18 protein-coding genes and 1 pseudogene are annotated in these 22,609 nt (G+C 62.3%); 8 read left to right on the top strand and 11 right to left on the bottom strand.

The window, feature by feature from the left end:
- Window positions 1–16 precede the first annotated feature (16 nt).
- The 6 genes from QF039_RS14590 to QF039_RS14565 form a co-directional block, all read right to left on the bottom strand.
- Window positions 17–535, bottom strand: coding sequence for a hypothetical protein (locus QF039_RS14590; protein ID WP_307519078.1), 519 nt, complete (start codon window positions 533–535; stop codon window positions 17–19).
- A 269-nt stretch (window positions 536–804) separates the two neighbouring features.
- Window positions 805–1,407, bottom strand: a complete 603-nt coding sequence (locus QF039_RS14585; RefSeq protein WP_307519075.1) for a LysE family translocator — start codon at window positions 1,405–1,407, stop codon at window positions 805–807.
- Window positions 1,408–1,462: 55 nt separating this feature from the next.
- The gene (locus QF039_RS14580) at window positions 1,463–2,302 is read right to left on the bottom strand and encodes an AraC family transcriptional regulator (protein WP_307519073.1); all 840 of its coding nucleotides are present in this window, start codon (window positions 2,300–2,302) and stop codon (window positions 1,463–1,465) included.
- 81 nt (window positions 2,303–2,383) lie between these two features.
- Window positions 2,384–3,025: a DUF1345 domain-containing protein gene (locus QF039_RS14575; RefSeq protein WP_307519071.1), complete on the bottom strand. Its 642-nt coding sequence runs from the start codon at window positions 3,023–3,025 to the stop codon at window positions 2,384–2,386.
- Between the two features lie 43 nt (window positions 3,026–3,068).
- Complete coding sequence (locus QF039_RS14570; RefSeq protein ID WP_307519069.1) at window positions 3,069–6,161, bottom strand: efflux RND transporter permease subunit; 3,093 nt, start codon at window positions 6,159–6,161, stop codon at window positions 3,069–3,071.
- Between the two features lie 12 nt (window positions 6,162–6,173).
- Window positions 6,174–7,331 carry an efflux RND transporter periplasmic adaptor subunit gene (locus QF039_RS14565; RefSeq protein ID WP_023658897.1) on the bottom strand — a complete coding sequence of 386 codons (1,158 nt, stop codon included), beginning with the start codon at window positions 7,329–7,331 and terminating at the stop codon, window positions 6,174–6,176.
- 306 nt (window positions 7,332–7,637) lie between these two features.
- Between QF039_RS14565 and QF039_RS14560 the strand changes: the two genes are divergently transcribed.
- From QF039_RS14560 to nudC, 4 genes are all read left to right on the top strand, one after another.
- Entirely contained in the window at window positions 7,638–8,339 is a 702-nt protein-coding gene (locus tag QF039_RS14560) for a response regulator transcription factor (RefSeq protein WP_008430287.1), read from the top strand.
- Between the two features lie 3 nt (window positions 8,340–8,342).
- Window positions 8,343–9,638, top strand: coding sequence for an ATP-binding protein (locus tag QF039_RS14555; protein ID WP_003214046.1), 1,296 nt, complete (start codon window positions 8,343–8,345; stop codon window positions 9,636–9,638).
- A 223-nt stretch (window positions 9,639–9,861) separates the two neighbouring features.
- Window positions 9,862–10,674 (top strand): crotonase/enoyl-CoA hydratase family protein, encoded by an 813-nt coding sequence (locus tag QF039_RS14550; protein WP_177036883.1) that lies wholly within the window; start codon window positions 9,862–9,864, stop codon window positions 10,672–10,674.
- A 6-nt stretch (window positions 10,675–10,680) separates the two neighbouring features.
- Window positions 10,681–11,514, top strand: a complete 834-nt coding sequence (gene nudC, locus QF039_RS14545) for an NAD(+) diphosphatase (RefSeq protein ID WP_008430294.1) — start codon at window positions 10,681–10,683, stop codon at window positions 11,512–11,514.
- On the opposite strand, the gene QF039_RS14540 is transcribed toward nudC, so the two are convergent.
- The 3 genes from QF039_RS14540 to QF039_RS14530 form a co-directional block, all read right to left on the bottom strand.
- On the bottom strand, window positions 11,482–12,261 hold the full coding sequence (locus tag QF039_RS14540) for a TSUP family transporter (protein WP_003208505.1): 780 nt from the start codon (window positions 12,259–12,261) through the stop codon (window positions 11,482–11,484). The two genes, nudC and QF039_RS14540, sit on opposite strands and share 33 nt — an antisense overlap.
- Before the next feature lie 311 nt (window positions 12,262–12,572).
- A complete protein-coding gene (pcsA, locus tag QF039_RS14535) occupies window positions 12,573–13,289 on the bottom strand; it encodes a phosphatidylcholine synthase (protein ID WP_003208507.1) in 717 nt (238 codons plus the stop codon).
- A gap of 148 nt (window positions 13,290–13,437) precedes the next feature.
- On the bottom strand, window positions 13,438–14,364 hold the full coding sequence (locus QF039_RS14530; protein WP_307519060.1) for a class I SAM-dependent methyltransferase: 927 nt from the start codon (window positions 14,362–14,364) through the stop codon (window positions 13,438–13,440).
- A 191-nt stretch (window positions 14,365–14,555) separates the two neighbouring features.
- Here QF039_RS14530 and mdeB point away from each other — a divergent pair.
- Window positions 14,556–17,235 (top strand): annotated as a pseudogene (gene mdeB, locus QF039_RS14525) (alpha-ketoglutarate dehydrogenase).
- Window positions 17,236–17,359: 124 nt separating this feature from the next.
- On the opposite strand, the gene QF039_RS14520 reads toward mdeB, so the two are convergent.
- Together QF039_RS14520 and QF039_RS14515 are read right to left on the bottom strand one after the other, a co-directional pair.
- Complete coding sequence (locus QF039_RS14520; protein ID WP_003208512.1) at window positions 17,360–17,848, bottom strand: DUF1289 domain-containing protein; 489 nt, start codon at window positions 17,846–17,848, stop codon at window positions 17,360–17,362.
- A 52-nt stretch (window positions 17,849–17,900) separates the two neighbouring features.
- A complete protein-coding gene (locus QF039_RS14515; protein WP_008432895.1) occupies window positions 17,901–19,151 on the bottom strand; it encodes a ribonucleotide-diphosphate reductase subunit beta in 1,251 nt (416 codons plus the stop codon).
- Between the two features lie 333 nt (window positions 19,152–19,484).
- Here QF039_RS14515 and fae point away from each other — a divergent pair, with 333 nt between their 5' ends.
- Genes fae through QF039_RS14500 form a run of 3 tightly spaced genes read left to right on the top strand, consistent with a single transcriptional unit; the run spans window position 19,485 to window position 22,472 of the window.
- On the top strand, window positions 19,485–19,997 hold the full coding sequence (gene fae / locus QF039_RS14510) for a formaldehyde-activating enzyme (RefSeq protein ID WP_003212394.1): 513 nt from the start codon (window positions 19,485–19,487) through the stop codon (window positions 19,995–19,997).
- A 10-nt stretch (window positions 19,998–20,007) separates the two neighbouring features.
- The gene (locus QF039_RS14505) at window positions 20,008–21,042 is read left to right on the top strand and encodes an aldo/keto reductase (RefSeq protein ID WP_307519055.1); all 1,035 of its coding nucleotides are present in this window, start codon (window positions 20,008–20,010) and stop codon (window positions 21,040–21,042) included.
- Window positions 21,039–22,472, top strand: a complete 1,434-nt coding sequence (locus QF039_RS14500) for an NAD-dependent succinate-semialdehyde dehydrogenase (protein ID WP_177051876.1) — start codon at window positions 21,039–21,041, stop codon at window positions 22,470–22,472. Before QF039_RS14505 ends, QF039_RS14500 begins: the two co-directional genes overlap by 4 nt.
- The last annotated feature ends 137 nt before the right edge of the window (window positions 22,473–22,609 follow it).

Genomic DNA, 22,609 nt, shown 5'->3' with positions numbered 1-22,609 from the left:
GAGCTCGATGTTCTGTTTATGAGGGTTGCCGTGCGGATCGGTATCCGTGTTCCCAACCACGGGCCAGGCGCGTGTTCAGCTGCAGGTTGAGTTCGATGTTCAGGTTATGAGTGTTGCCGTGCGGATCGGTATTCGTGTCCCCAATCACGGCACAGACGATTTTGAGGTCCTTATGATTGAGCTCCCTAACGGTCAGTATCCCGTTGATGCACTCCACGGCGTAATGGTCCGTGGGTGACTTGACCGTGTACCAGACCCTGATCTTGGTGAGCTCGGAATCCTCCAGCCTGAATATCTTGTCTACTTCGATATTGTCCGGGAGCTGGATATAAAACTCCTTCACGGTCACTGAATTATCCGCGTGCCGGCCGGTGATGCCGTAGATAGCCCGGTCAAAGTCGTGTGTCAGCGTTTTTGTCTGGACATCAAGGGGGATATCATCGACCTTCGCGTTAAACTTGCCGGTCGCGTTGAGGGGTTTGGGGTACAGGATTTTTTGCTGAGCGCTGGTCAGTTGTTGCTGTTGTGCCGTCATGGTCGCTTCTCCATCGTCGATGATTATGCGAAAACCAGGGGTTAAAGCCATTCTGGTTTGGGTATGAAATAGCAAGGTTGCCGTGCCTGTAAACTGTCAAAAGTAACAGTTTACAGGGCCTGTTTTCTGCGAGTGATGACCCACTGCGTTGTGGTGAGACTTGTGGTTATTAGACGCCATTCCTGCGGCCTGTCTACTGGTATAAATGACAGTCTAATCCGCCCGTTTTTAACTTCCTTTAATGCTAAGGCACGCCATTCCATTGCCGGTCAGATCATCACGCTCAACCAGGTAGAGCCCAGCAGCAATAACGCCATGCATTGATTGAAACGCTGAATTGCCCGGGGTGAGCGAAACAGCCGGCTTGATCCCGCACCCAGCAATGCCCACGCGCCGAGGCAAGGCAGGGAAATCAGGAAGAACGCCAGGGACAGGTACAGCACGTGGCTCTGGCGCTCGTCTCCATCGCCGGCGAACACACTGACCACCGCCACCGCCATCATCCAGGTCTTGGGATTCACCAGCTGCAGGCTGGCGCCGCCCGCCAGGCCCACGGGTTTTTTCTGCGTGGTGTCCGGTGTAATGGCCTTGGCCGGGGCGCTGAAAATCTGCCACGACAAATAGGTCAGCCAGGCCACCCCGGTCCATTGCATGGCGGTTTGCACCTTCGGCAACTGTGCGAGGGACTGGCCGAATCCCGATCCCACCACCAGCACAATGCCCGCTGCCCCGGCACACGCGCCCAGTACGATCGGCAAGGCGGCCTTGAAACCATGGCGGGCACTGTTGCTCAGCACCAGGATATTGGTCGGGCCGGGGGTGATGGAGGCGACAAAGGCGAACAACAGAAAAGGCAGCAAGGTGGGGAACATGGCAATGCGACTCCGGTACGCAGATTAATGGAGTCGATCTTCACAAGCCGGGCGGTTACCTGTCTGGAAGATTTGAGCAACGCTTGCGGTAGGCCGCCGGAGTGAGGCCATAGGCCCGCACGAACCAGCGGCCCAGATGGCTTTGATCGGCAAACCCCAGGGCGGTCGCCACCTCGGCGGGCGCTTCGCCCCTGGCCAGGAGGTACCGTGCGCGGGCCAGGCGCAGTTGCACCAGATACGCATGGGGCGGCAAGCCGAAGGCACTCTTGAAGGCGCGGGTCAGGCGGAAGCGGTCGACACCGGTGGCCAGCGCCAACTCGTCCATGCCGATGTCCTGATGCAGGTGGGCGTGCAGGTATTCCCGGGCCTTGTGGGCCACCTGCGGCAAACGTGGATCTTCGCGATAGCGTTGGCGCCAGTGCAACTGGCCGGTCAGGCGTTCCAGCAAATGGCCGAGGGCGCTCTGGCGCACGATGCGCAGTTCGCCGTCGTGCAGGCTTTGAAACGCTTGACTGGTGGCGAGCGCCAGGTGCGGATCGCTGGCGAGGGTGGTTGCAAATCCCAGTTGCCTGTTCGCCGGGGCTTCCTCGAACACCGCCGTCACTTCGCGCTCCAGCCAGACAGGGTCGAGGTACAGCATGCGGTAGGTAAACCCGGCCTCGGTGGGGGCGTGGCCGTCATGGATTTCCCCCGGCTCCAGCAGGAATACCTTGCCCGGTGTGCTTTGATGGCGGGTACTGCGGCAATTGAATTGCTGCACGCCTTGCTCCGTGACGCCCACCAGGTAGCTGTCGTGCCAGTGCGGGTCGTAGGCATGGCCTTCGAAATGCGCGCGCAGGGTCTCGATGCCGGTGTCGGCGTCCTGAGCCAGATCGATCCAGTTGTGAACGGCCATAAAACACCTATGGAGTGGAACCTTGCAGGAGCGAACAAGCTCGCTCCTGCAAGGGTTAGCGTCTAGAAGGTTTGTGCAGCCTCATCCAAACAATCCGGCGGCGATGTTGATCGAGAACCCCAGGATCGCGGTGTTGAACAGGAAGCCGATCAACGATTGCCCCAGCACCACCTTGCGCAGGCCGCGGGTGGCCACGCCGACGTCCGCGGTTTGCACCGCCACACCGATGGTGAACGAGAAGTACAGAAAGTCCCAGTAATTGGGCGTGCGTAAATCCTCGGCAAAGCGCAGTGCCGGCTCGGGGCCGTCCCAGGTGTAATACAGGCGCGCATAGTGCACGCTGAAAATCACCCCGATCAGCAGCCATGAGCCAACCACCGTCAGGCCGGTGAAGCCGTAATGCAACAGGCGCTGGCTATCGCTAAGGTCCTTGGTGCCCACCAGGTTCAGGGTGATGGTCGCCAGGCTGGCAATCGCCGCAATGCACACCATGAACAACACCAGGCCGGCGTTTTCGTCCTCGATCTCGGCGATGCGTTTTACGTCGTCGGCCCGGGAATGGCTGGTGAGCCACAGCATCAGCACCAGGTAGGTCCAGACCCCGGCGTTCCAGCCGATGAGGATTTTGCTGATGATCGTGTCGGCGGGAGCCAGGAGCCCCACCGCCAGGCCCAGGACGGCGGCGGAGGACAGGCGAGGGTGGGTGCGTGCGAGGAAGGGCATGGCGCTCACAAATCAGGGATGTGTAAGCACCATAGCGCATTTATTACGTGTGGCGCTTGCGCACCAGCTTCATGACCACGACGAAGAACACCGGCACAAACACCACCGCCAGCGTCGCGGTAATCATGCCGCCGATCACCCCGGTACCGATGGCCTGCTGGCTGGCCGAGCTGGCGCCCGTGGCAATCGCCAACGGCACCACGCCGAGGATGAACGCCAGGGACGTCATGATGATCGGCCGCAGGCGCAGCCGTGCGGCTTTCAACGTGGCGTCGATCAGGTCTTCACCCTGGTCATACAGGTCCTTGGCAAACTCGATGATCAGGATCGCGTTCTTTGCCGACAGCCCAATGATGGTAATCAGGCCGACCTTGAAGAACACATCGTTGGGCATCCCGCGCAAGCTTACGGCCAATACCGCGCCGAGCACGCCGAGGGGCACCACCAGCAGCACCGCGGTCGGAATCGACCAGCTCTCATACAGCGCCGCCAGGCACAGGAACACGATCAGCAGCGACAAACCGAGCAGCAGCGGGGCCTGGGAGCCGGACAAGCGCTCCTGCAACGACAGGCCGGTCCATTCCTGGCCCAGGCCGGCGGGCAGTTGGCTGACCAGGCGCTGGATTTCCTCCATCGCCTCGCCGGTACTGTGGCCCGGTGCCGATTCACCGGAAATCGCGATGGCCGGGTAGCCGTTGTAGCGGGTCAACTGGGCGGGGCCCTGAATCCAGCGCGCCTCGACGAAGGCCGACAGCGGCACCATCTTCCCGGCATTGTTGCGCACATGGATCTTCATCAGGTCGGCCACCTGGCTGCGCTGATCACCTTCGGCCTGCACCACCACCCGCTGCATGCGGCCCTGGTTGGGGAAGTCGTTGATATAGGCCGAACCGATGGCCGAGGACAGCACATTGCCGATATCGGCAAAGGAAATACCCAGGGCATTGGCTTGCTTGCGGTCCACCTCAAGCTGTACTTGCGGAGCTTCGGCCAGGGCGCTTTCACGCACGTTGGCCAGGATCGGGCTTTTCTCGGCAGCGGCCAGCAGTTCGGTGCGGGCCTCCATCAACGCGGCATGGCCGACGCCACCACGGTCCTGCAGGCGGAACTCGAAACCACTGGAGGTGCCCAGGCCATCCACCGGCGGTGGCAGGATTGCATAGGCAATCGCGTCCTTCAGCTCACTGAAAGCCGCGTTGGCACGGTCCGCAATGGCCGCGGCGGAATCCTTGCTGCTGCGCTCCGACCAGTCCTTGAGCGTGGTAAACGCCAGCGCGGCGTTCTGCCCCGAACCGGAGAAGCTGAAACCCATGATCATCGTGGTATCGCCCACGCCTGGCTCGCCGGCGTTGTGTGCCTCGATCTGCTCGGCCACCTGCACCGTGCGGTTTTTGCTGGCACCCGGCGGCAGCTGGATATCGGTGATGGTGTAGCCCTGGTCTTCCACCGGCAGGAAGGACGAGGGCAGGCGGGCGAACAGCACCCCAAGCCCCACCACCAGCACCAGATAGATCAACAGGTAACGCCCGCTGCGCTTGAGGGCGTAGGCCACCCAGCCTTCATAGCGGTCGGTGAACTGCTCGAAGCGCCGGTTGAACCAGCCGAAGAACCCGCCTTTCTCATGGTGCTCGCCCTTGGCAATCGGCTTGAGCAAGGTCGCGCACAGGGCTGGGGTCAAGGTCAGGGCGAGGAATGCCGAAAACAGGATCGAGGTGGCCATCGACAACGAGAACTGCTGATAGATCACGCCTACCGAACCCGGCATGAACGCCATCGGCAGGAACACCGCCACCAGCACCAGGGTGATACCGACAATCGCCCCGGTAATCTGGCCCATGGCCTTGCGGGTGGCCTCCTTGGGCGACAGGCCCTCGGTGACCATGATCCGCTCGACGTTCTCCACCACCACAATCGCATCGTCCACCAAAATGCCGATGGCCAATACCATGCCGAACATGGTCAGCACGTTGATCGAGAAGCCCAGCAACAGCATCGTCGCAAAGGTACCCATCAAGGCGATCGGCACCACCAGCGTCGGGATCAGCGTGTAGCGGATGTTCTGCAGGAACAGGAACATCACCGCAAACACCAGCAACATCGCTTCGCCCAGGGTGTACACCACCTTGGTGATCGAGACCTTCACGAATGGCGAAGTGTCGTAAGGGATCTTGTATTCGACGTTGGCCGGGAAGTAGCGCGCCAGTTCGTCCATCTTCGCCCGCACCAGGGTCGCGGTGCTCAAGGCGTTGGCGCCCGGTGACAGCTGCACGCTGACGGCGGTGGACGGCTTGCCGTTCAGGCGGGTGGAGAACTGGTATTCCTGGCTGCCGATTTCCACCCGCGCCACGTCACCGACGCGCACGGTGGAACCGTCCGGGTTGGCCTTGAGCACGATGTCGGCAAATTCGGCCGGGGTCGACAGTTGGCCTTTCACCAGGATCGACGCGGTGATTTCCTGGGTTTTGGTGCCCGGCAAATCGCCGATGCTGCCGGCCGACACCTGGGCGTTCTGCGCCGTAATCGCCGCGTTGACGTCGGCCGGGGTCAGGTTGAAGCCGATCAGCTTCTGCGGGTCGATCCAGATGCGCATTGCGCGTTCGGCGCCGTACAGCTGGGCCTTGCCCACACCGTCCAGGCGCTTGAGTTCGTTCATCACGTTGCGCGCCAGGTAATCGCTGAGCGCCACGTCATCGAGCTTGCCGTCACTGGAGGTCAGGGTCACCAGCAGCAGGAAGCCGGCGGAGACTTTCTCCACCTGCAAGCCTTGCTGCGTCACGGCTTGGGGCAGGCGCGGCTCCACCGCCTTGATGCGGTTTTGCACATCGACCTGGGCCATTTCCGGGTCAGTGCCCGGCTGGAAGGTGGCGGTGATGGTGGCCGAACCGAGGCTGCTCTGGGATTCGAAATACAGCAGGTGATCGGCGCCGTTAAGCTCCTGCTCGATCAGGCTGACCACGCTTTCGTCCAGGGTTTGCGCGGAGGCACCCGGGTACACCGCATAGATCTCGACTTTTGGCGGCGCGACGTTGGGGTACTGCGCGACTGGCAACTGCGGGATGGCGAGGGCGCCGGCCAGCAGGATAAACAGGGCGACCACCCAAGCGAAGATCGGGCGGTCAATAAAGAACTGCGGCATGTTTAACGATCCTTATTGGCCGGATGCCTGGGCGATTGGCGCGGGACTGTCGTCGACCTGGACTTTCTCGCCAGGGCGGGCGTGTTGCAGGCCTTCGACGACGATGCGGTCACCGGCCTTCAGGCCGCGGGTCACCACCCAGCGGTCATTGACCACCGAACCCAGTTCTACCGGCTGCTGGCTCACGGTTTGCTCGGCGTCCAGCAGCAACACCATCGGGATCCCGGCGCTGTCGCGGGTGATCGCCCGTTGCGGCACGCTGATGCCTTGCTGGTCGACGGCTTGCTCCAGGCGCACGCGGATAAAGCTGCCGGGCAGCAGGTCGAGGTCCGGGTTGGGGAACTCGCTGCGCAAGATGATCTGCCCGGTGCCCGGGTCGACGCTGATCTCGGCGAACAGCAACTTGCCCGGTAGCGGATACAGGCTGCCGTCATCCTGGATCAGCGTGGCCTTGGCCTGGTCCTGGCCGACTTGCTTCAAGTGCCCGGCGCGAAAGGCCCGGCGCAGGTCGTTCAGCTCGCGGGTGGATTGGGTCAGGTCGGCGTGGATCGGGTCCAGTTGCTGGATCAGCGCCATCGGTGTGGCTTCGTTCTGGCCCACCAGCGCACCTTCGGTCACCAGCGCACGGCCAATCCGACCGGAAATCGGCGCAGTCACGGTGGCATAACCCAGGTTCAATTTGGCGCGCTGCACGGCGGCCTGGTTGGCGGCCACATCGGCGGCGGTTTGCCGGGCGGCGGCGCGGGCGTTGTCGTATTCCTGGCCGCTGATGGCGTTGCCTTCCACCAGTTGGCTGTAGCGCTGCTCTTGCAGGCGCGCCTGGAATGCATTGGCCTCGGCCTTGCGCAGGCTGGCCTGGGCGCTGTCGAGGTCGGCCTTGAACGGCGCCGGGTCAATCCGGAACAGCACATCGCCCTGTTTGACGTCATGGCCTTCCTTGAACACCCGTTGCAACACCACGCCGGCCACCCGGGCGCGCACTTCGGCGATGCGTGGCGCGGCAATCCGTCCGCTCAACTCGCTGGTGATGGAGAGGGGCTTGGCTTCCAGGGTTTCGATCCGCACCTTGGCCAGCGGCGCCTCGGCGGCGTCGTCCGCCGACTTGCCACACGCGCTCAACGCCAGTGTCAGGGCCAACAGGCAAAACGGCGCAAACAGATTCTTCGACATGCTCATATCCCAATATTGACTGGCGCATCCTACGGGCGCCCCCGCCACAGTGCTGTGAAGCTCTGTAGGTGGTGTGTGAAGAAATGTAAGGTGCGACCCACAGATGCACGCGCGGCGTATATCCTTCATAGCCGCCGAACCTTACACGATCTTCCTGACACCGAAGATCAAATGTGGGAGCGGGCTTGCTCGCGAAAGCGGTGTGTCAGTCGCCGTGTGCGTTAACTGAAACACCGCTTTCGCGAGCAAGCCCGCTCCCACATTGGATTTGCGTACTACTCAGAAATTGTATTATTTGGAAATACCATGCCCAACATTCTTCTGGTGGAAGACGACGCCGCGCTCTCCGAATTGATCGCCAGTTACCTGGAACGCAATGGCTATCACGTCAGCGTGCTCAGCCGGGGTGACCACGTGCGCGAGCGTGCGCGACTCAACCCGCCGGACCTGGTGATCCTCGACCTGATGCTGCCGGGCCTCGACGGCCTGCAGGTCTGCCGGTTGCTGCGGGCCGACTCGGCCACGCTGCCGATCCTGATGCTCACCGCCCGCGACGACAGCCACGACCAGGTGTTGGGCCTGGAAATGGGCGCCGACGACTACGTCACCAAACCCTGCGAGCCGCGGGTATTGCTGGCGCGGGTGCGAACCTTGCTACGCCGCAGCAGCCTCACCGAACCCCAGGTGGCCAACGACCAGATCCTGATGGGCAACCTGTGCATCGACCTGTCGGAACGTACCGTGACCTGGCGCGGCCAGCCGGTTGAGCTGTCCAGCGGTGAATACAACCTGCTGGTGGTGCTGGCCCGGCACGCCGGCGAAGTGCTCAGCCGCGACCAGATCCTGCAACGCCTGCGCGGCATCGAGTTCAACGGCACCGACCGTTCGGTGGACGTGGCGATTTCCAAGCTGCGGCGCAAGTTCGACGACCACGCGGGCGAGGCGCGCAAGATCAAGACGGTGTGGGGCAAGGGCTACCTGTTCAGCCGTTCCGAGTGGGAATGCTGAGCCATGTTTCGCGTCCTGATTCGGCTGTACCTGATCACCATCGTCACCTTCGCCGCCGCGATTTACCTGGTGCCCCGGGCGGTGATCCAGCTGTTTGAACACCGTTACATGAACTACAACATCGAGCAGTCCCGAGGCATGCAGAGCCTGATCGTCAAGGAGTATCGACGGGTGCCGATGGAGCAGTGGGCCAATGTCACCGTGCGACTGTCGGCGGATTTCGCGCCGCTGAAGGTGCAACTGCTGCGTATCCAGGACGCCAGCTACACCCCTGAAGAACAGCGCCTGCTGGAAAAAGACCAGATGGTGATTCGCCTGGGCGAGTGGGGCTGGGCGGACGACGTCAGCTCGGCCCTGGACGACCAGTTGGTGGTCAAGGTCTCGGTACCGCCGGACCCGCTGGACATGAACCTGCTGTACTGGAGCATGAACGTGCTGATCGGCGCGGCGCTGCTGGCATGCCTGCTGTTCTGGCTGCGGCCCCACTGGCGCGACCTGGAGCGCCTGAAAAGCACCGCCGCGCAACTCGGCCAGGGCAACCTTGCGGCCCGCACAAAAATCCCGCCCAGCTCCAACATCGGCAGCCTGGCGGCGGTGTTCGACACCATGGCCAACGACATCGAACAGCTGCTCAACCAGCAACGCGACTTGCTCAATGCCGTCTCCCATGAACTGCGTACGCCGCTGACGCGCCTGGACTTCGGCCTGGCCCTGGCGCTGTCCGACGACCTCCCGGCGGCCAGCCGTGAGCGGCTGCAAGGGTTGGTGGCGCACATTCGCGAGCTGGATGAGCTGGTGCTGGAGCTGCTCTCCTACAGCCGTTTGCAAAACCCGGCGCAAACACCCGAGCGGGTGGAAGTGGTGCTGGATGAGTTCATCGACAGCATCCTGGGCAGCGTCGACGACGAACTGGAAAACCCGGATATCGTGATGGACGTGGTGCTGGACTGCGCCGTGGAACGCTTCACCCTGGACCCGCGCCTGACCGCCCGGGCCCTGCAAAACCTGCTGCGCAACGCCATGCGGTATTGCGAGCGGCGAATTCAGGTGGGGGTGAAGGTGTGTCCCAGGGGGTGCGAGATTTGCGTGGATGATGACGGCATTGGCATTCCGGTTGACCAGCGAGAGCGGATTTTCGAGCCGTTCTACCGGCTGGATCGCAGCCGGGATCGAGCCACTGGCGGTTTTGGCCTGGGATTGGCCATCAGCCGGCGGGCGCTGGAGGCGCAGGGCGGAACATTGACGGCCCAGGCTTCACCATTGGGTGGTGCACGCTTCCGGCTCTGGCTGCCGAGTTAAAGAACACCACAAAACCATTGTGGGAGCTGGCTTGCCTGCGATGGCGGTGGGTCAGCTTGCATCTTTGCTAACTGATACACCGCCATCGCAGGCAAGCCAGCTCCCACATTTGATCTTCATCGTTCTTCAGTCCCGAATTTGGCGTTTGCACAGCCTTACCACCTCACGCGGTGCCTTGTTATAGTTCGGCCCCTATTCCAGCCGCCAGTCAAGGATCACTGCCATGTCCGAATACCAAGCCTTTGTCGTCGAACTCAGCGGCAACGTCGCCCATGTGCAGCTCAATCGCCCGGAAAAGATCAACGCGATGAACGCGGCGTTCTGGACCGAGATCATCGACATCTTCCAATGGGTCGAAGACACCGACGCGGTGCGAGCCGTGGTCATCAGCGGCGCCGGCAAGCATTTCTCCTCCGGCATCGACCTGATGCTGCTGGCCTCGGTGGCCAATGACTTCGGCAAGGACGTAGGCCGCAACGCGCGCCTGCTGCGGCGCAAGATCCTCGAACTGCAAGCCTCCTTCAACGCCGTCGACAACTGCCGCAAGCCGGTACTCGCGGCGATCCATGGCTACTGCATCGGCGGCGCCATCGACCTGATCAGCGCCTGTGACATGCGTTACGCCGCCGAAGATGCGCAATTCTCCATCAAGGAAATCGACATCGGCATGGCCGCCGACGTCGGCACCCTGCAACGCCTGCCGCGCATCGTCGGCGATGGCATGCTGCGCGAGCTGGCCTACACCGGCCGCCAGTTCGGCGCCGAAGAGGCGCGCAGCATCGGCCTGGTGAATCGGGTGTACAGCGATCACCAGAGCCTGCTGGCCGGCGTGCTGGAAATCGCCCGGGAAATCGCCGCCAAATCGCCGATCGCGGTCACCGGCACCAAGGCGATGATCAGCTACATGCGTGACCACACGATCAATGACGGTTTGGAATACGTTGCCACCTGGAACTCAGCTATGTTGCAATCCAACGACCTGCGCGTGGCCATCGCGGCCCATATGAGCAAGCAGAAACCCGACTTCGTGGATTGACTGAACATGACCCCAGGCTGGATTACCACAACGCTGCTGGACAACGACGCCCCGGGCGGCTGGGCCGTGGCCCGCAGCCGTGAAGGCTTTTTACACGACCAGAACGGCCCGCTGTTTCCCCGGGAGTGGCTCAAGCGCCAGGACCTCTCGGTGTTCGCCGAGCATGGCATCGGCCACCTGGACGGCGAGCCGGTGTACCTGCTGGAACTCAACAGCCCCGCCGACGTTCCGGGCTGCGGCTGGCAGGGCCTGCGGGCATTCATGCTGCAGGGCGATCACACGCTGTACAAAGTCCTGGGCTACGCCGCGCAAATCGGCACCTGGGCCCGGGAGCATCGTTTTTGCGGCAGTTGCGGCCAGGCGATGGTGCAGGTGCCACGGGAGCGCGCGATGTTCTGCCAGGCCTGTGACCTGCGCAGCTACCCGCGGATCTCGCCGAGCATGATCGTGTTGGTGACCCGTGGCGACGAGATCCTGCTGGCCCGTTCGCCGCGCTTTGTCACGGGTGTCTACAGCACCCTGGCGGGGTTTGCCGAGCCGGGCGAGTCGGCCGAGGACTGCCTGATTCGCGAAGTGCGTGAAGAAGTGCAGGTGGAGGTCAAGAACATCCAGTACATGGGCAGCCAGTGCTGGCCGTTCCCGCACTCGATGATGCTGGGCTTTCACGCCGAGTACGCCGGCGGCGACATTGTGCCCCAGGCTGACGAGATCGAAGACGCGCAGTGGTTCAACATCCATGAACTGCCGCCGTTGCCGGCGTCGCGCTCGATTGCGCGCTACCTGATCGACCTCTACCTGGCTCGTCGCCTAGGTCACGCTGAACCAGTGCTGCCAGGCTAGGCGCACCGTCAGGCCGAGCACCACGGTGATGAACACCGGGCGAATGAACTTGGCGCCGCCGCTGATGGCGCTGCGTGCGCCAAAAAACGCGCCGCACATCACCGACACGCCCATGCACAGGCCGACAATCCAATCCACTGAGCCATTGAAAATGAACACCGTCAGCGCCGCCGCGTTGCTGACGAAGTTCATGCTGCGCGCCACGCCGCTGGCCTTTACCAGGTCGATGGGGTGCAACAGCATGGTACTCACGGTCCAGAACGCCCCGGTGCCCGGGCCGGCGACGCCGTCGTAGAAACCCAGGCCAAAGCCCTGGGTGGACTGCCATTTCTTCTTGATCGGTGCGTCGTTGTCCAGCGCCGCCTTGGGCGTGCCGCCGAACAGCAAATACAAACCGCAGCCGAACACAATCACCGGGAGCATCTTGTTCAGGGTTTCTGCCGGCAGGTAATGGGCCACGACCGCGCCGGTGAGTGCACCGACCAGGGTGCCGACGATGGCATGCACCCACTGGCGCGGATGAAACAGCTTGCGCCGGTAGAAGGTAAAGCTGGCGGTGGCCGAGCCGAAGGTGGAACTGAGCTTGTTGGTGCCCAGCACCAGGTGGGGCGGCATGCCGGCGGTCAGCAGGGCAGGCGTGGTGAGCAGGCCGCCACCGCCGGCGATGGCGTCGATGAAACCGGCGATAAAGGCAACCACGGCGAGGATCGCCAGGGTGGTGAGGTCAACGCTGAGTTCGAAGGGCATGGGCAAGACTTAGTCGGCAGGGCGCAGCAAGGGCTGCGCGAAAGGCCGGTATCTTACCGATTAGCGTGGGGGCCTGCGACTATGATCGTTCCCACGCTCTGCGTGGGAATGCCGCCTTGGACGCTCCGCGTCCTGCTGCCGCAAGGGTGACGCAGAGCGTCACGGGATGCATTCCCACGCGGAGCGTGGGAACGATCCCAATGTGGGAGCGGGCTTGCTCGCGAATGCGCAGTGTCAGTCACCGGATAGAGTGGCTGATCCACCGCATTCGCGAGCAAGCCCGCTCCCACATTTCAACCGTGCCCGCTTGGCTATTTATGTGTTTCGACCCACTCCAGTGCGGTCCGCCAGATGCAGATCCCCAGGAAGTACGCCGACATCAGCAACCACAGGCCCAGGGTCAGGCGATTGGTGTACGGGAAGTCGATCACCAGCAGCAGGCTGCACAGCAACCAGATGGTGGTCACGGCAATATTGATCGGCATGAAGCGCTTGACCCGGAACGGGTGCAGGAACTTCATCGGCGTCACGGTCAGCAACGCTAGGCCGATCACGGTGAGCAAGGTGACCCAGGCTTCCGGCTGGATGATATAGACGCACAGCGCCACCACGTTCCATGCGGCGGGGAAGCCGACGAAGTAGTTGTCCTTGCTCTTCATGTTGACGTTGCAGAAGCAGAACAGCGACGACACCAGAATCACCGACACCGTAAACAACGGGGTGAAGTCCGGCAGGGCGATATAGCGATAGATAAACAGCGCCGGAATAAACACGTACGTCAGGTAATCAATCACCAGGTCCAATACCGAGCCATCGAAGCTTGGCAGCACTGTTTGCACATTCACCCGTCGCGCGAGAGAGCCGTCGACCCCATCGACGATCAAGGCCAGGCCCAGCCACAGCAGGCAAGCCTTGGGCTGGTTGTCGAGCAGTGCCAGGGTGGCCAGGAAGGCCAGCACCACGCCGGTGGCGGTAAAACCATGGGCGCCCCAGGCCTTGAGACGGGCTACATGCAGGGTCGATATCACAGGGGCGTTCTCCAAAAGGTGAAACAGGGCAGCCGACGGGGTAGCACCGTCGAATCTGGCCAGAGTGTGCAGGTATCGACCGGGAAGGGTGGGATAAGGTTCACCACCCGGCGTAGGTTAAGCGTAGCAAGCGCAGGACGTTTCGGCATCAGCCTTGGCGAAACACCAGTGCCTTTAATCCGCTTTGCGGGTCGATATCGGGGAATTCCGGCGGGTTTTCCAGCCGCTGGTCAAAGCGCAGGCCAGGCGCTTCGCGGGTTACGCCGTCGATCAGGAAGTCTTCGCCGAACGCCGGGTCGTTCATGCACGCCAGCACCGTACCCTGGGCCGTGAGCAAATCCGGCAGGCGACGCAGCACCCGCTGGTAGTCCTTGGTCAAAAGGAAACTGCCTTTCTGGAACGAGGGCGGGTCGATGATCACCAGGTCGTACGGGCCGCTGTTGGTGACCTTGGCCCACGACTTGAACAGGTCGTGGCCGAGGAACGTCACCTTGCTCAGATCGTAGCCGTTCAGGCGGTGATTGTCACGGCCACGGCTCAGGGCGCCTCGGGCCATGTCCAGGTTCACCACATGCTCGGCGCCGCCTTCGATGGCCGCCACGGAGAAACCACAGGTGTAGGCGAACAGGTTCAGCACCCGCAGGCCATGAGCCTGTTCGCGTACCCAGTTGCGGCCGTAACGCATGTCGAGGAACAGCCCACTGTTCTGCTTTTTGCCCAGGTCGATCAGGTAGCGCAGGCCGCCTTCGGTGATGGTCAGTTCGTCGACCACCTCGCCCAGCAACCATTCGGTGGTGCTTTGCGGCAGGTAGCGGTGTTGCAGCGCCACGGTATGGGCGCCAAATGACCGCCAGTCGATCTGCCCCAGCATCTGCTTCAAGGCCTCAAGCTCCGCGGCTTCTGGCTCCTTGAACAGCGAGACCAGCACCACGCCTTGCAGCCAGTCCACCGTCAGTTGCTCCAGGCCCGGCCAGCAGCGGCCACGCCCGTGAAACAGGCGCCGGGTCTCGGCGGGGACGGTTTGCAGGGTGGTCAGCAAATGGGTGTGCAGAGTGGCGAGTGCGTCTGGGTTCATCGGGCAACGTCGGTCATTGAGCGGGCGGCATTTTAAACACAATTGCGGGGTGTTCGGGAGTTGAAGCACAACGTGCTCTGAATTTGCTGATTGGCAGTGATTTATGCTCAAAAGGCCCCGAGAGGCGGCGCACAACAGTCAAAAAATCCCTTGGCACCGACATAAACTGGAAAAAAAGCCCGGAGGTGCCCATGAACGGTTTCGCGAGTGCAGTGAGTCAGACAGCGATGGACCAGGAAGAACTGGCCGAATGGCGCGATGCCCTGGCCTCCCTGGTGGCCAATGCCGGTGCGGCGCGCGCACGGGAAATCCTCGACATGCTGGCGGATGCCGGCGGCGCGCCGCACATCGCCTGGAAACCCCGGCACGGCACGCCCTACATCAATAGCATCGCCGTGGAGCAGCAACCGCCGTTTCCCGGCGACCTGGCCACCGAAGAGCGCCTGGCTTCAGTGGTGCGCTGGAACGCCCTGGCCATGGTAGTGCGCGCCAACCAAGCCTATGGCGAACTGGGCGGGCATATCGCCAGCTACGCCAGCGCGGCGGATTTGTTCGAGGTGGGCTTCAACCACTTTTTCCGGGCCCGAAGCGACAGTTTTGGCGGCGACCTGGTGTTCTACCAGCCGCATTCCGCCCCCGGCATCTATGCTCGCGCCTTCCTTGAAGGGCGCCTGACCGAGGCCGACCTGGCCCACTATCGCCAGGAAATCGGTGCCGGCAAGGCGGGTGCCCGAGGTTTGTCCAGCTATCCCCATCCGTGGTTGATGCCGGACTTCTGGCAATTTCCCACCGGGTCCATGGGCATTGGCCCCATCAGCTCGATTTTCCAGGCGCGGTTCATGCGCTACCTGCAACACCGCGGCTTGCAGGACACCACCGACCGCCACGTATGGGGCGTATTCGGCGACGGCGAGATGGACGAACCGGAAAGCATGTCGGCCCTCACCCTGGCCGCCCGTGAAGGCCTGGACAACCTGACCTGGGTGGTCAACTGCAACCTGCAGCGGCTCGACGGCCCGGTGCGTGGGAACGGGCGAATTATCGACGAGCTGGAGGCGTTGTTCGCCGGTGCCGGCTGGAACGTGATCAAGCTGGTCTGGGGCTCGGACTGGGACGCCTTGCTGGCCAAGGACACCGACGGCGAGCTGGCGCGCACCCTGTCGCAGACGGTGGACGGACAATTCCAGACCTTCGCCGCCAAGGACGGCGCCTACAACCGCGAACATTTCTTCGGCCAGAGCGAGGCGCTGTCCAAACTGGTCGAGGGCCTGAGCGACGAGCAGATCGACCGGCTCAAGCGTGGCGGCCATGACATGGTCAAGATCCACGCGGCCTATCACGCGGCGCGCCGGGTCGCCGGCAAACCCACGGTGATCCTGGCCCAGACCAAAAAGGGCTTTGGCATGGGCGAGGCCGGGCAGGGCAAGATGACCACCCACCAGCAGAAGAAGCTCGACCGCGAGGCCTTGATCGCCTTCCGCAATCGCTTCCAGTTGCCGCTGTCGGATGAACAGGCCGAATCCCTGAGCTTCTACAAACCGGCCGAAGACAGCCTCGAAATGCGTTACCTGCACCAGCGCCGCGCCACCCTCGGCGGGTATGTGCCGAGCCGTGGCCAGCAGGCGCCCACCGTGAGTGTCCCGCCGGTGTCGGGCTACGGCGCGTTTGCCACCCAGGCGGAGGGCAAGGAAATGTCCACCACCATGGCCTTTGTGCGCATGCTGACCAATCTGCTCAAGGACAAGGCCCTCGGCCCGCGCATCGTGCCCATCGTCGCCGACGAAGCGCGCACCTTCGGCATGGCCAACCTGTTCAAGCAGATCGGCATCTATTCCAGTGTCGGCCAGCGCTACGAGCCCGAAGACATCGGCTCGATCCTCAGCTACCGCGAAGCCACCGACGGGCAGATCCTTGAAGAAGGCATCAGCGAAGCCAGTGCCATCAGTTCCTGGGTCGCGGCGGCCACCAGTTATTCGGTGCATGGCCTGCGGATGCTGCCGTTTTACATCTACTACTCGATGTTCGGTTTCCAGCGCGTGGGGGACCTCATCTGGGCCGCCGCCGACCAGCGTGCCCGAGGGTTTTCTGCTGGGCGCCACTGCCGGGCGCACCACCCTGGGTGGCGAAGGCTTGCAGCACCAGGACGGCAGCAGCCACCTGATGGCCGCCACCGTGCCCAATTGCCGTGCCTACGACCCGGCGTTTGCCGGCGAGTTTGCGGTGATCCTCGACCATGGCATGCGCCAGATGCTGGAGCACGATGTGGACGAGTTCTACTACGTGACCCTGATGAACGAAAACTACCCGCAGCCGAGCCTGCCGGAAGGCGTCGAAGCGGCGATCATCAAAGGCATGTACCGGCTGAGCGGGCAGCCTGGCGGCAAGGTCCGGTTGCTCGGCTCCGGCACGCTGGTGCGCGAAGCCCAGGCAGCGGCGCAATTGTTGGCGGAGGATTGGCAGGTTGACGCTGAAGTGTTCAGTGTCACCAGCTTCAGCGAACTGGCCCGGGACGCCCGTGACGTGGAACGCTGGAACCGCCTGCATCCGCAACAGCCGGCGCGGCGCAGCCACCTGGCGGAGTGTTTGCCCAAGGGCGCGCCGGTGGTGGCGGTATCTGACTATGTAAGGGCGGTGCCGCAGATGCTTGGGTCGTACGTGGATTCGGCTTACACCGTGCTGGGGACGGATGGCTTTGGTCGCAGCGATACCCGGGCGGCGTTGCGGGATTTCTTTGAGGTGGACCGCCATCACATCGTGCTGGCGGCGCTGACGGCGTTAGTAGAGCAGGGGAGTCTGGGCAGGCAGATTTGCCAGCAGGCGATAGAGCGTTATGGGGTGCAGACCGATCGCGAGCCGTCCTGGACCTCCTGAGCGACAAAGATCTAAATGTGGGAGCGGGCTTGCTCGCGAATGCGGTGTGTCAGTCAATATATCCGGCAACTGATACACCGCTTTCGCGAGCAAGCCCGCTCCCACACTGGTTCTGTGTGGTTGTCTAAATACTGGCTATCAACGGCGCCCCAAACGATTCACGCAGAAACCCCGGCGCGATATACCGCTCGTAATGCGCCTCGGACAACAGGAAAAACTCCCGGTCAATCGCATCCCGCAAATCTGCCAGATTGCGCTCGCGAAACTCCGGCAACAGCGCCAACCCATACGCATCCAGCTTCGAAATCACCCGCGCGCCCCGGGCAATCAACTGGTACGCCCAGCAATACGGCGACTGGTGGGGCACAAAGCGGATCTTGCGATCTTCCAGTTGCTGGCGCAGGCGCTGCGGGTCCAGCACCTGCAGCTTGCTGGTCATCACCTGCACCAGCAGTTGTTCCAGGCGCAGCCACACCGCCTGTTTCTCCTCGGCGTTGTAGCCGTTCCACTGAATCACCTCATGGTGATAGCGCTTGCAGCCCCGGCATACCAGGTCTCCGTAAACGGTGGAGCACAGGCCGACGCAGGGTGTCTTGATGGTTTGATTGGGCATAAAAAAACATCGACAGGTGAAACAACACGGCCCCCGAAGGGGCCGCTTTAAATCAATCCCAGCTCAGCGCGCCGCCAGTCTGGTACTCGATCACACGGGTCTCGAAGAAGTTCTTCTCTTTCTTCAAGTCCATGATTTCGCTCATCCAAGGGAACGGGTTAGTCGTCCCTGGATACTCTTCCTTCAACCCAATCTGCGACAGACGACGGTTAGCGATGAACTTGAGGTAATCCTCCATCATCGCCGCATTCATCCCCAGCACCCCACGCGGCATGGTGTCACGCGCATATTCAATCTCCAGCTGAGTCCCTTGCAGGATCATCTGGGTCGCTTCTTCCTTCATCTCGGCATCCCACAAGTGCGGGTTTTCGATTTTGATCTGGTTGATCACATCGATGCCGAAGTTCAGGTGCATCGACTCATCCCGCAGGATGTACTGGAACTGTTCCGCCACGCCGGTCATTTTGTTGCGACGGCCCATGGACAGGATCTGGGTGAAGCCGCAGTAGAAGAAGATACCTTCCAGTACGCAGTAGTACGCCACCAGGTTGCGCAGCAGCTCTTTATCAGTCTCAACGGTGCCGGTTTCGAACTTCGGATCGGAGATCGAACGGGTGTACTTCAAGCCCCAGGCAGCCTTTTTGGCGACCGATGGAATCTCGTGGTACATGTTGAAGATCTCGCCTTCATCCATGGCCAGCGATTCGATGCAGTACTGGTAGGCGTGGGTGTGAATCGCTTCTTCGAAGGCCTGGCGCAGGATGTACTGGCGGCACTCCGGGTTGGTGATCAGGCGGTACACGGCCAATACCAGGTTGTTGGCAACCAGGGAGTCGGCGGTGGAGAAGAAGCCGAGGTTGCGCATCACGATGCGACGCTCGTCGTCGGTCAGGCCTTCCGGGTTTTTCCACAGGGCGATGTCGGCGGTCATGTTGACCTCTTGCGGCATCCAGTGGTTGGCGCAGCCGTCGAGGTACTTCTGCCAGGCCCAGTCGTACTTGAAAGGTACGAGTTGGTTGAGGTCGGCGCGGCAGTTGATCATGCGCTTTTCGTCAACGGCGACGCGGGCGGCGGAGCCTTCGAGTTCGGCGAGGCCTTCGGCGACGTCAAGCTTGTCGAGGGCGGCCTTGGCCCGGATGATCGCGGCGGAGTCGCTGGCGGTCACGTTGCGGGCTTCAAGGGCGGCGGCAGCGCCGGCACCGTCGAGGCGGTCCATGTTGGCTTCGGTGGCGTGGCCGGCGTTGGCGCCCCGGATGACTACGTCACCGGTGTCTGGTTGATCTGCTTCATCCCAACTCAGCATTGAATTGCTCCTTCGTGGTCCGTCTGACGGCGTGGGCTTCGATTCACCCAGCGTGTTCAAAAATGTGCGTTTTGCAGGCTTCAAGGCATTGAAATACTGCGCATAGTGTGGTCGGTGTTCAGCGTTCTTGCACACTATGTAGTGGTTGTCTGTGTTCGTGGGCACACTATATGGGGTGTAACAACGATGGTCAACGCACAAGACCAGGCCGATGGTCGCAGGGCCATGACTAAAACTCACAGCCCCATGACTTTTAATGGTTACGGCCGCTACCCGGGCCAGTGCTAAAAATTCGCCAACCAGCTCCCCATAACAAAAAAGAGCGTTTGCGAAATGAAAGCACTTGATCTGTACATCGGCGAAGGCTTCGAAGGCCCAGGCGTCAATGCTGCCCACATCAACATCCTCATCGGCCCGCGCAACGGTCCGGCCGGCCAGGCGTTTGCCAACAGTTTGGCGTCGCCAAGCCAGGGCCATTGCCCGTTCATGGTGATTGCCCAGCCGAACATCCCGGTCAAACCCATGACCCTCTACGTCAACAAGGCCGCCATCGGCAGCGACCTGCACGGCAATGCCACCTGGGGCGCGTCCCAGGCCGGGATCGCCAAGGCGGTGCTCGAAGCCCTGCTCGACGGCACCCTGCCGCCGGAAGCCGAGGACGAGTGGGCGATTGTCACCGCCAACTGGGTCAACCCGGCCTGCGACGACCTGGATGCGGTCTACCTCAACAACTACAACGCCTGCCGCACTGCGATCCGCGCCGCCCTCACAGGCTTGCCGCACACCGCGCAACTGGCGGATGTGGTCAACCACATCAGCAACCCTTTCTACACGCCAAAAGCCTGAGGACATTCCCATGCAATACATCCGTTTGGGCAACTCCGGCCTGCAAGTCTCGCGCCTGTGCCTGGGCACCATGAACATGGGCACCCCGGAATGGAAGCCGTGGATTTTCGACGAGAAACAAAGCGAACCCATCGTTGCCCATGCCCTGGCCAACGGTGTCAACTTCATCGACCTGGCGGACTTCTACTCCGCAGGCGTCGGCGAGGAAGTGGTCGGGCGCATCCTCAAGCGCGTTGCGCGCCGTGAAGACATCGTGGTCACCACCAAGGTCGGCTACGGCACCCGCAGCGGCATCAATGCCAGCGGCCATTCGCGCAAGCACATCATGGACAGCATCGACGCCTCCCTGAGCCGCCTTGGCATGGATTACGTCGACGTGTTCATGCTGCATTACTTTGACGTGAACACCCCGGTGGAAGAAACCATGGGCGCCCTCAACGACATCGTGCGTTCCGGCAAGGCGCGCTACATCGGCGTGTCGACCATGCTCACCGGGCAACTGGCAAAAATCCTCATGGCCTGCGAGCGCAACGGCTGGGTCAAGCCGATCAACATGCAGCTGCAACTGAACTGCGCCTACCGCGAGGAAGAGCGCGAGATGATCCCGTTCTGCCGCGACCAGGGCCTGGGCGTGTCGGTGTTCAGCCCGCTGGCCCGTGGCTTGCTCACCGGCGAAGTGCAGTCGACCCGCAACCAGACCGACTTCTTCACCCAGCAGATGTACAGCGACCAGGCGTCGTTCGACATCGCCCACTCGGTGCAACGTGTGGCCCGTGCCCGTGGCGTGTCCAACGCGCAGATTGCCCAGGCCTGGGTGGCCAATCATCCGGGTGTGGACGTGATGCTGGTGGGCGCCGACACCACCGCACAATTTGATAGCGCGCTCGCCGCTTTGGACACCCAACTGGATGCCGAAGAACTGCACGAGCTGGAACGCAACTACACGCCGTGCGATGTGATCAACGACTACACCGCCGGCAAACGCATCCTGCGCAGCGCCCGTCCGGGCCTGGACCGTTTTAACCTGATAGAGGCCGTGGCATGAACCCGCTGATTCGCACAGGCAATTTCATTGATGGCCAATGGTCCAGCGGTGGGCCGGTCTACCCGGTGCGCAACCCGGCCAATGGTGCGCAGATCGCCGAAGTCCAACGCGCCGGGGCTGAAGAAACCAACCTGGCCATTGCCGCCGCCAACCGCGCGTTGCCGGCCTGGCGCAAGCTCACCGCCAAGGAACGCAGCCAGCGCCTCAAGCGCTGGAGCGAGTTGATGCTGAGCAACCAGAAGGACCTGGCCCACCTGCTCAGCCTGGAACAGGGCAAGCCGCTGGCCGAAGCCATGGGCGAAGTGGTCTACGCGGCGAGCTTCCTCGAATGGTTTGCCGAAGAAGCCAAGCGTGCCTATGGCGACGTGATCCCGAGCCACAAGGCCGACGCGCGGATCATCGTGACCAAGGAAGCCATTGGCGTGGTCGCGGCGATCACCCCGTGGAACTTTCCCCTGGCCATGGTCACCCGCAAGGTCGGCCCGGCGCTGGCGGCGGGGTGCACGATGATTCTCAAACCGTCGGAAGAAACCCCGCTGTCGGCCTTTGCCCTGGCGGTGTTGGCAGAACAGGCCGGGATTCCGGCGGGCGTGTTCAACATCGTGTCCGGCGATGCCGTGGCCATCGGTGGCGCACTGCAAGCCTCCAGCATTGTGCGCAAGCTGTCCTTCACCGGCTCCACCCGCACCGGCAAGCTGCTGATGCGCCAGGCCGCCGACACCCTGAAAAAGGTCTCCCTGGAACTGGGCGGCAACGCACCCTTTATCGTGTTTGACGATGCCGACCTGGACGCTGCCGTCAAAGGCGCCATGGCTTCCAAGTTTCGCAATACCGGGCAGACCTGCGTCTGCGTCAACCGCTTCTTCATCCAGGACGCTGTGTACGATGCGTTCACCCGCAAGCTGGCCGAAGCAGTCTCTGCGATGCGCGTCGGCAGCGCCCTGGACGGCGAAACCGAGCAAGGCCCGCTGATCAATGCGGCCGCGTTGGCCAAGGTTGAAGCCCACGTCGGCGACGCCCTGGAGAAAGGCGCCAAGCTGCTGTGCGGCGGCCGTCGCCATGCCTTGGGCGGGACGTTCTTCGAACCGACCATCCTCACCGAAGCCCACGGCGAGATGCTGATTGCTCAGGAAGAAACCTTCGGCCCGGTGGCGGCCTGCTTCCGCTTCAAGGACGAAGCCGAAGTGCTGCAACGGGCGAATGACACGCCGTTTGGCTTGTCCGCCTACTTCTACAGCCGCGACATCGGCCGCGTATGGCGCATGGCCGAAGGCCTGGAAGCGGGCATGGTCGGGATCAACGAAGGGATCATCTCCACCGAAGTCGCACCGTTTGGCGGGATCAAGGAGTCGGGCCTGGGCCGTGAAGGTTCCAGGTACGGCCTGGAGGATTACCTGGAGATCAAATACCTGTTGATGGGCGGTCTCTGACCCCACTCTCCCAAACAACACAAAACCCTGTGGGAGCTGGCTTGCCTGCGATAGCGGTAGGTCAGTCCCCCATTATCCAACTGACCCACCGCCATCGCAGGCAAGCCAGCTCCCACAATAAAGCTCACACATCACCA

This window comes from Pseudomonas sp. W2I6, assembly GCF_030815935.1.
Lineage (GTDB): Bacteria > Pseudomonadota > Gammaproteobacteria > Pseudomonadales > Pseudomonadaceae > Aquipseudomonas.
The sequence above is the reverse complement of the archived record's forward strand: the minus strand, read 5'-3'. Positions and strand labels throughout refer to the sequence as shown.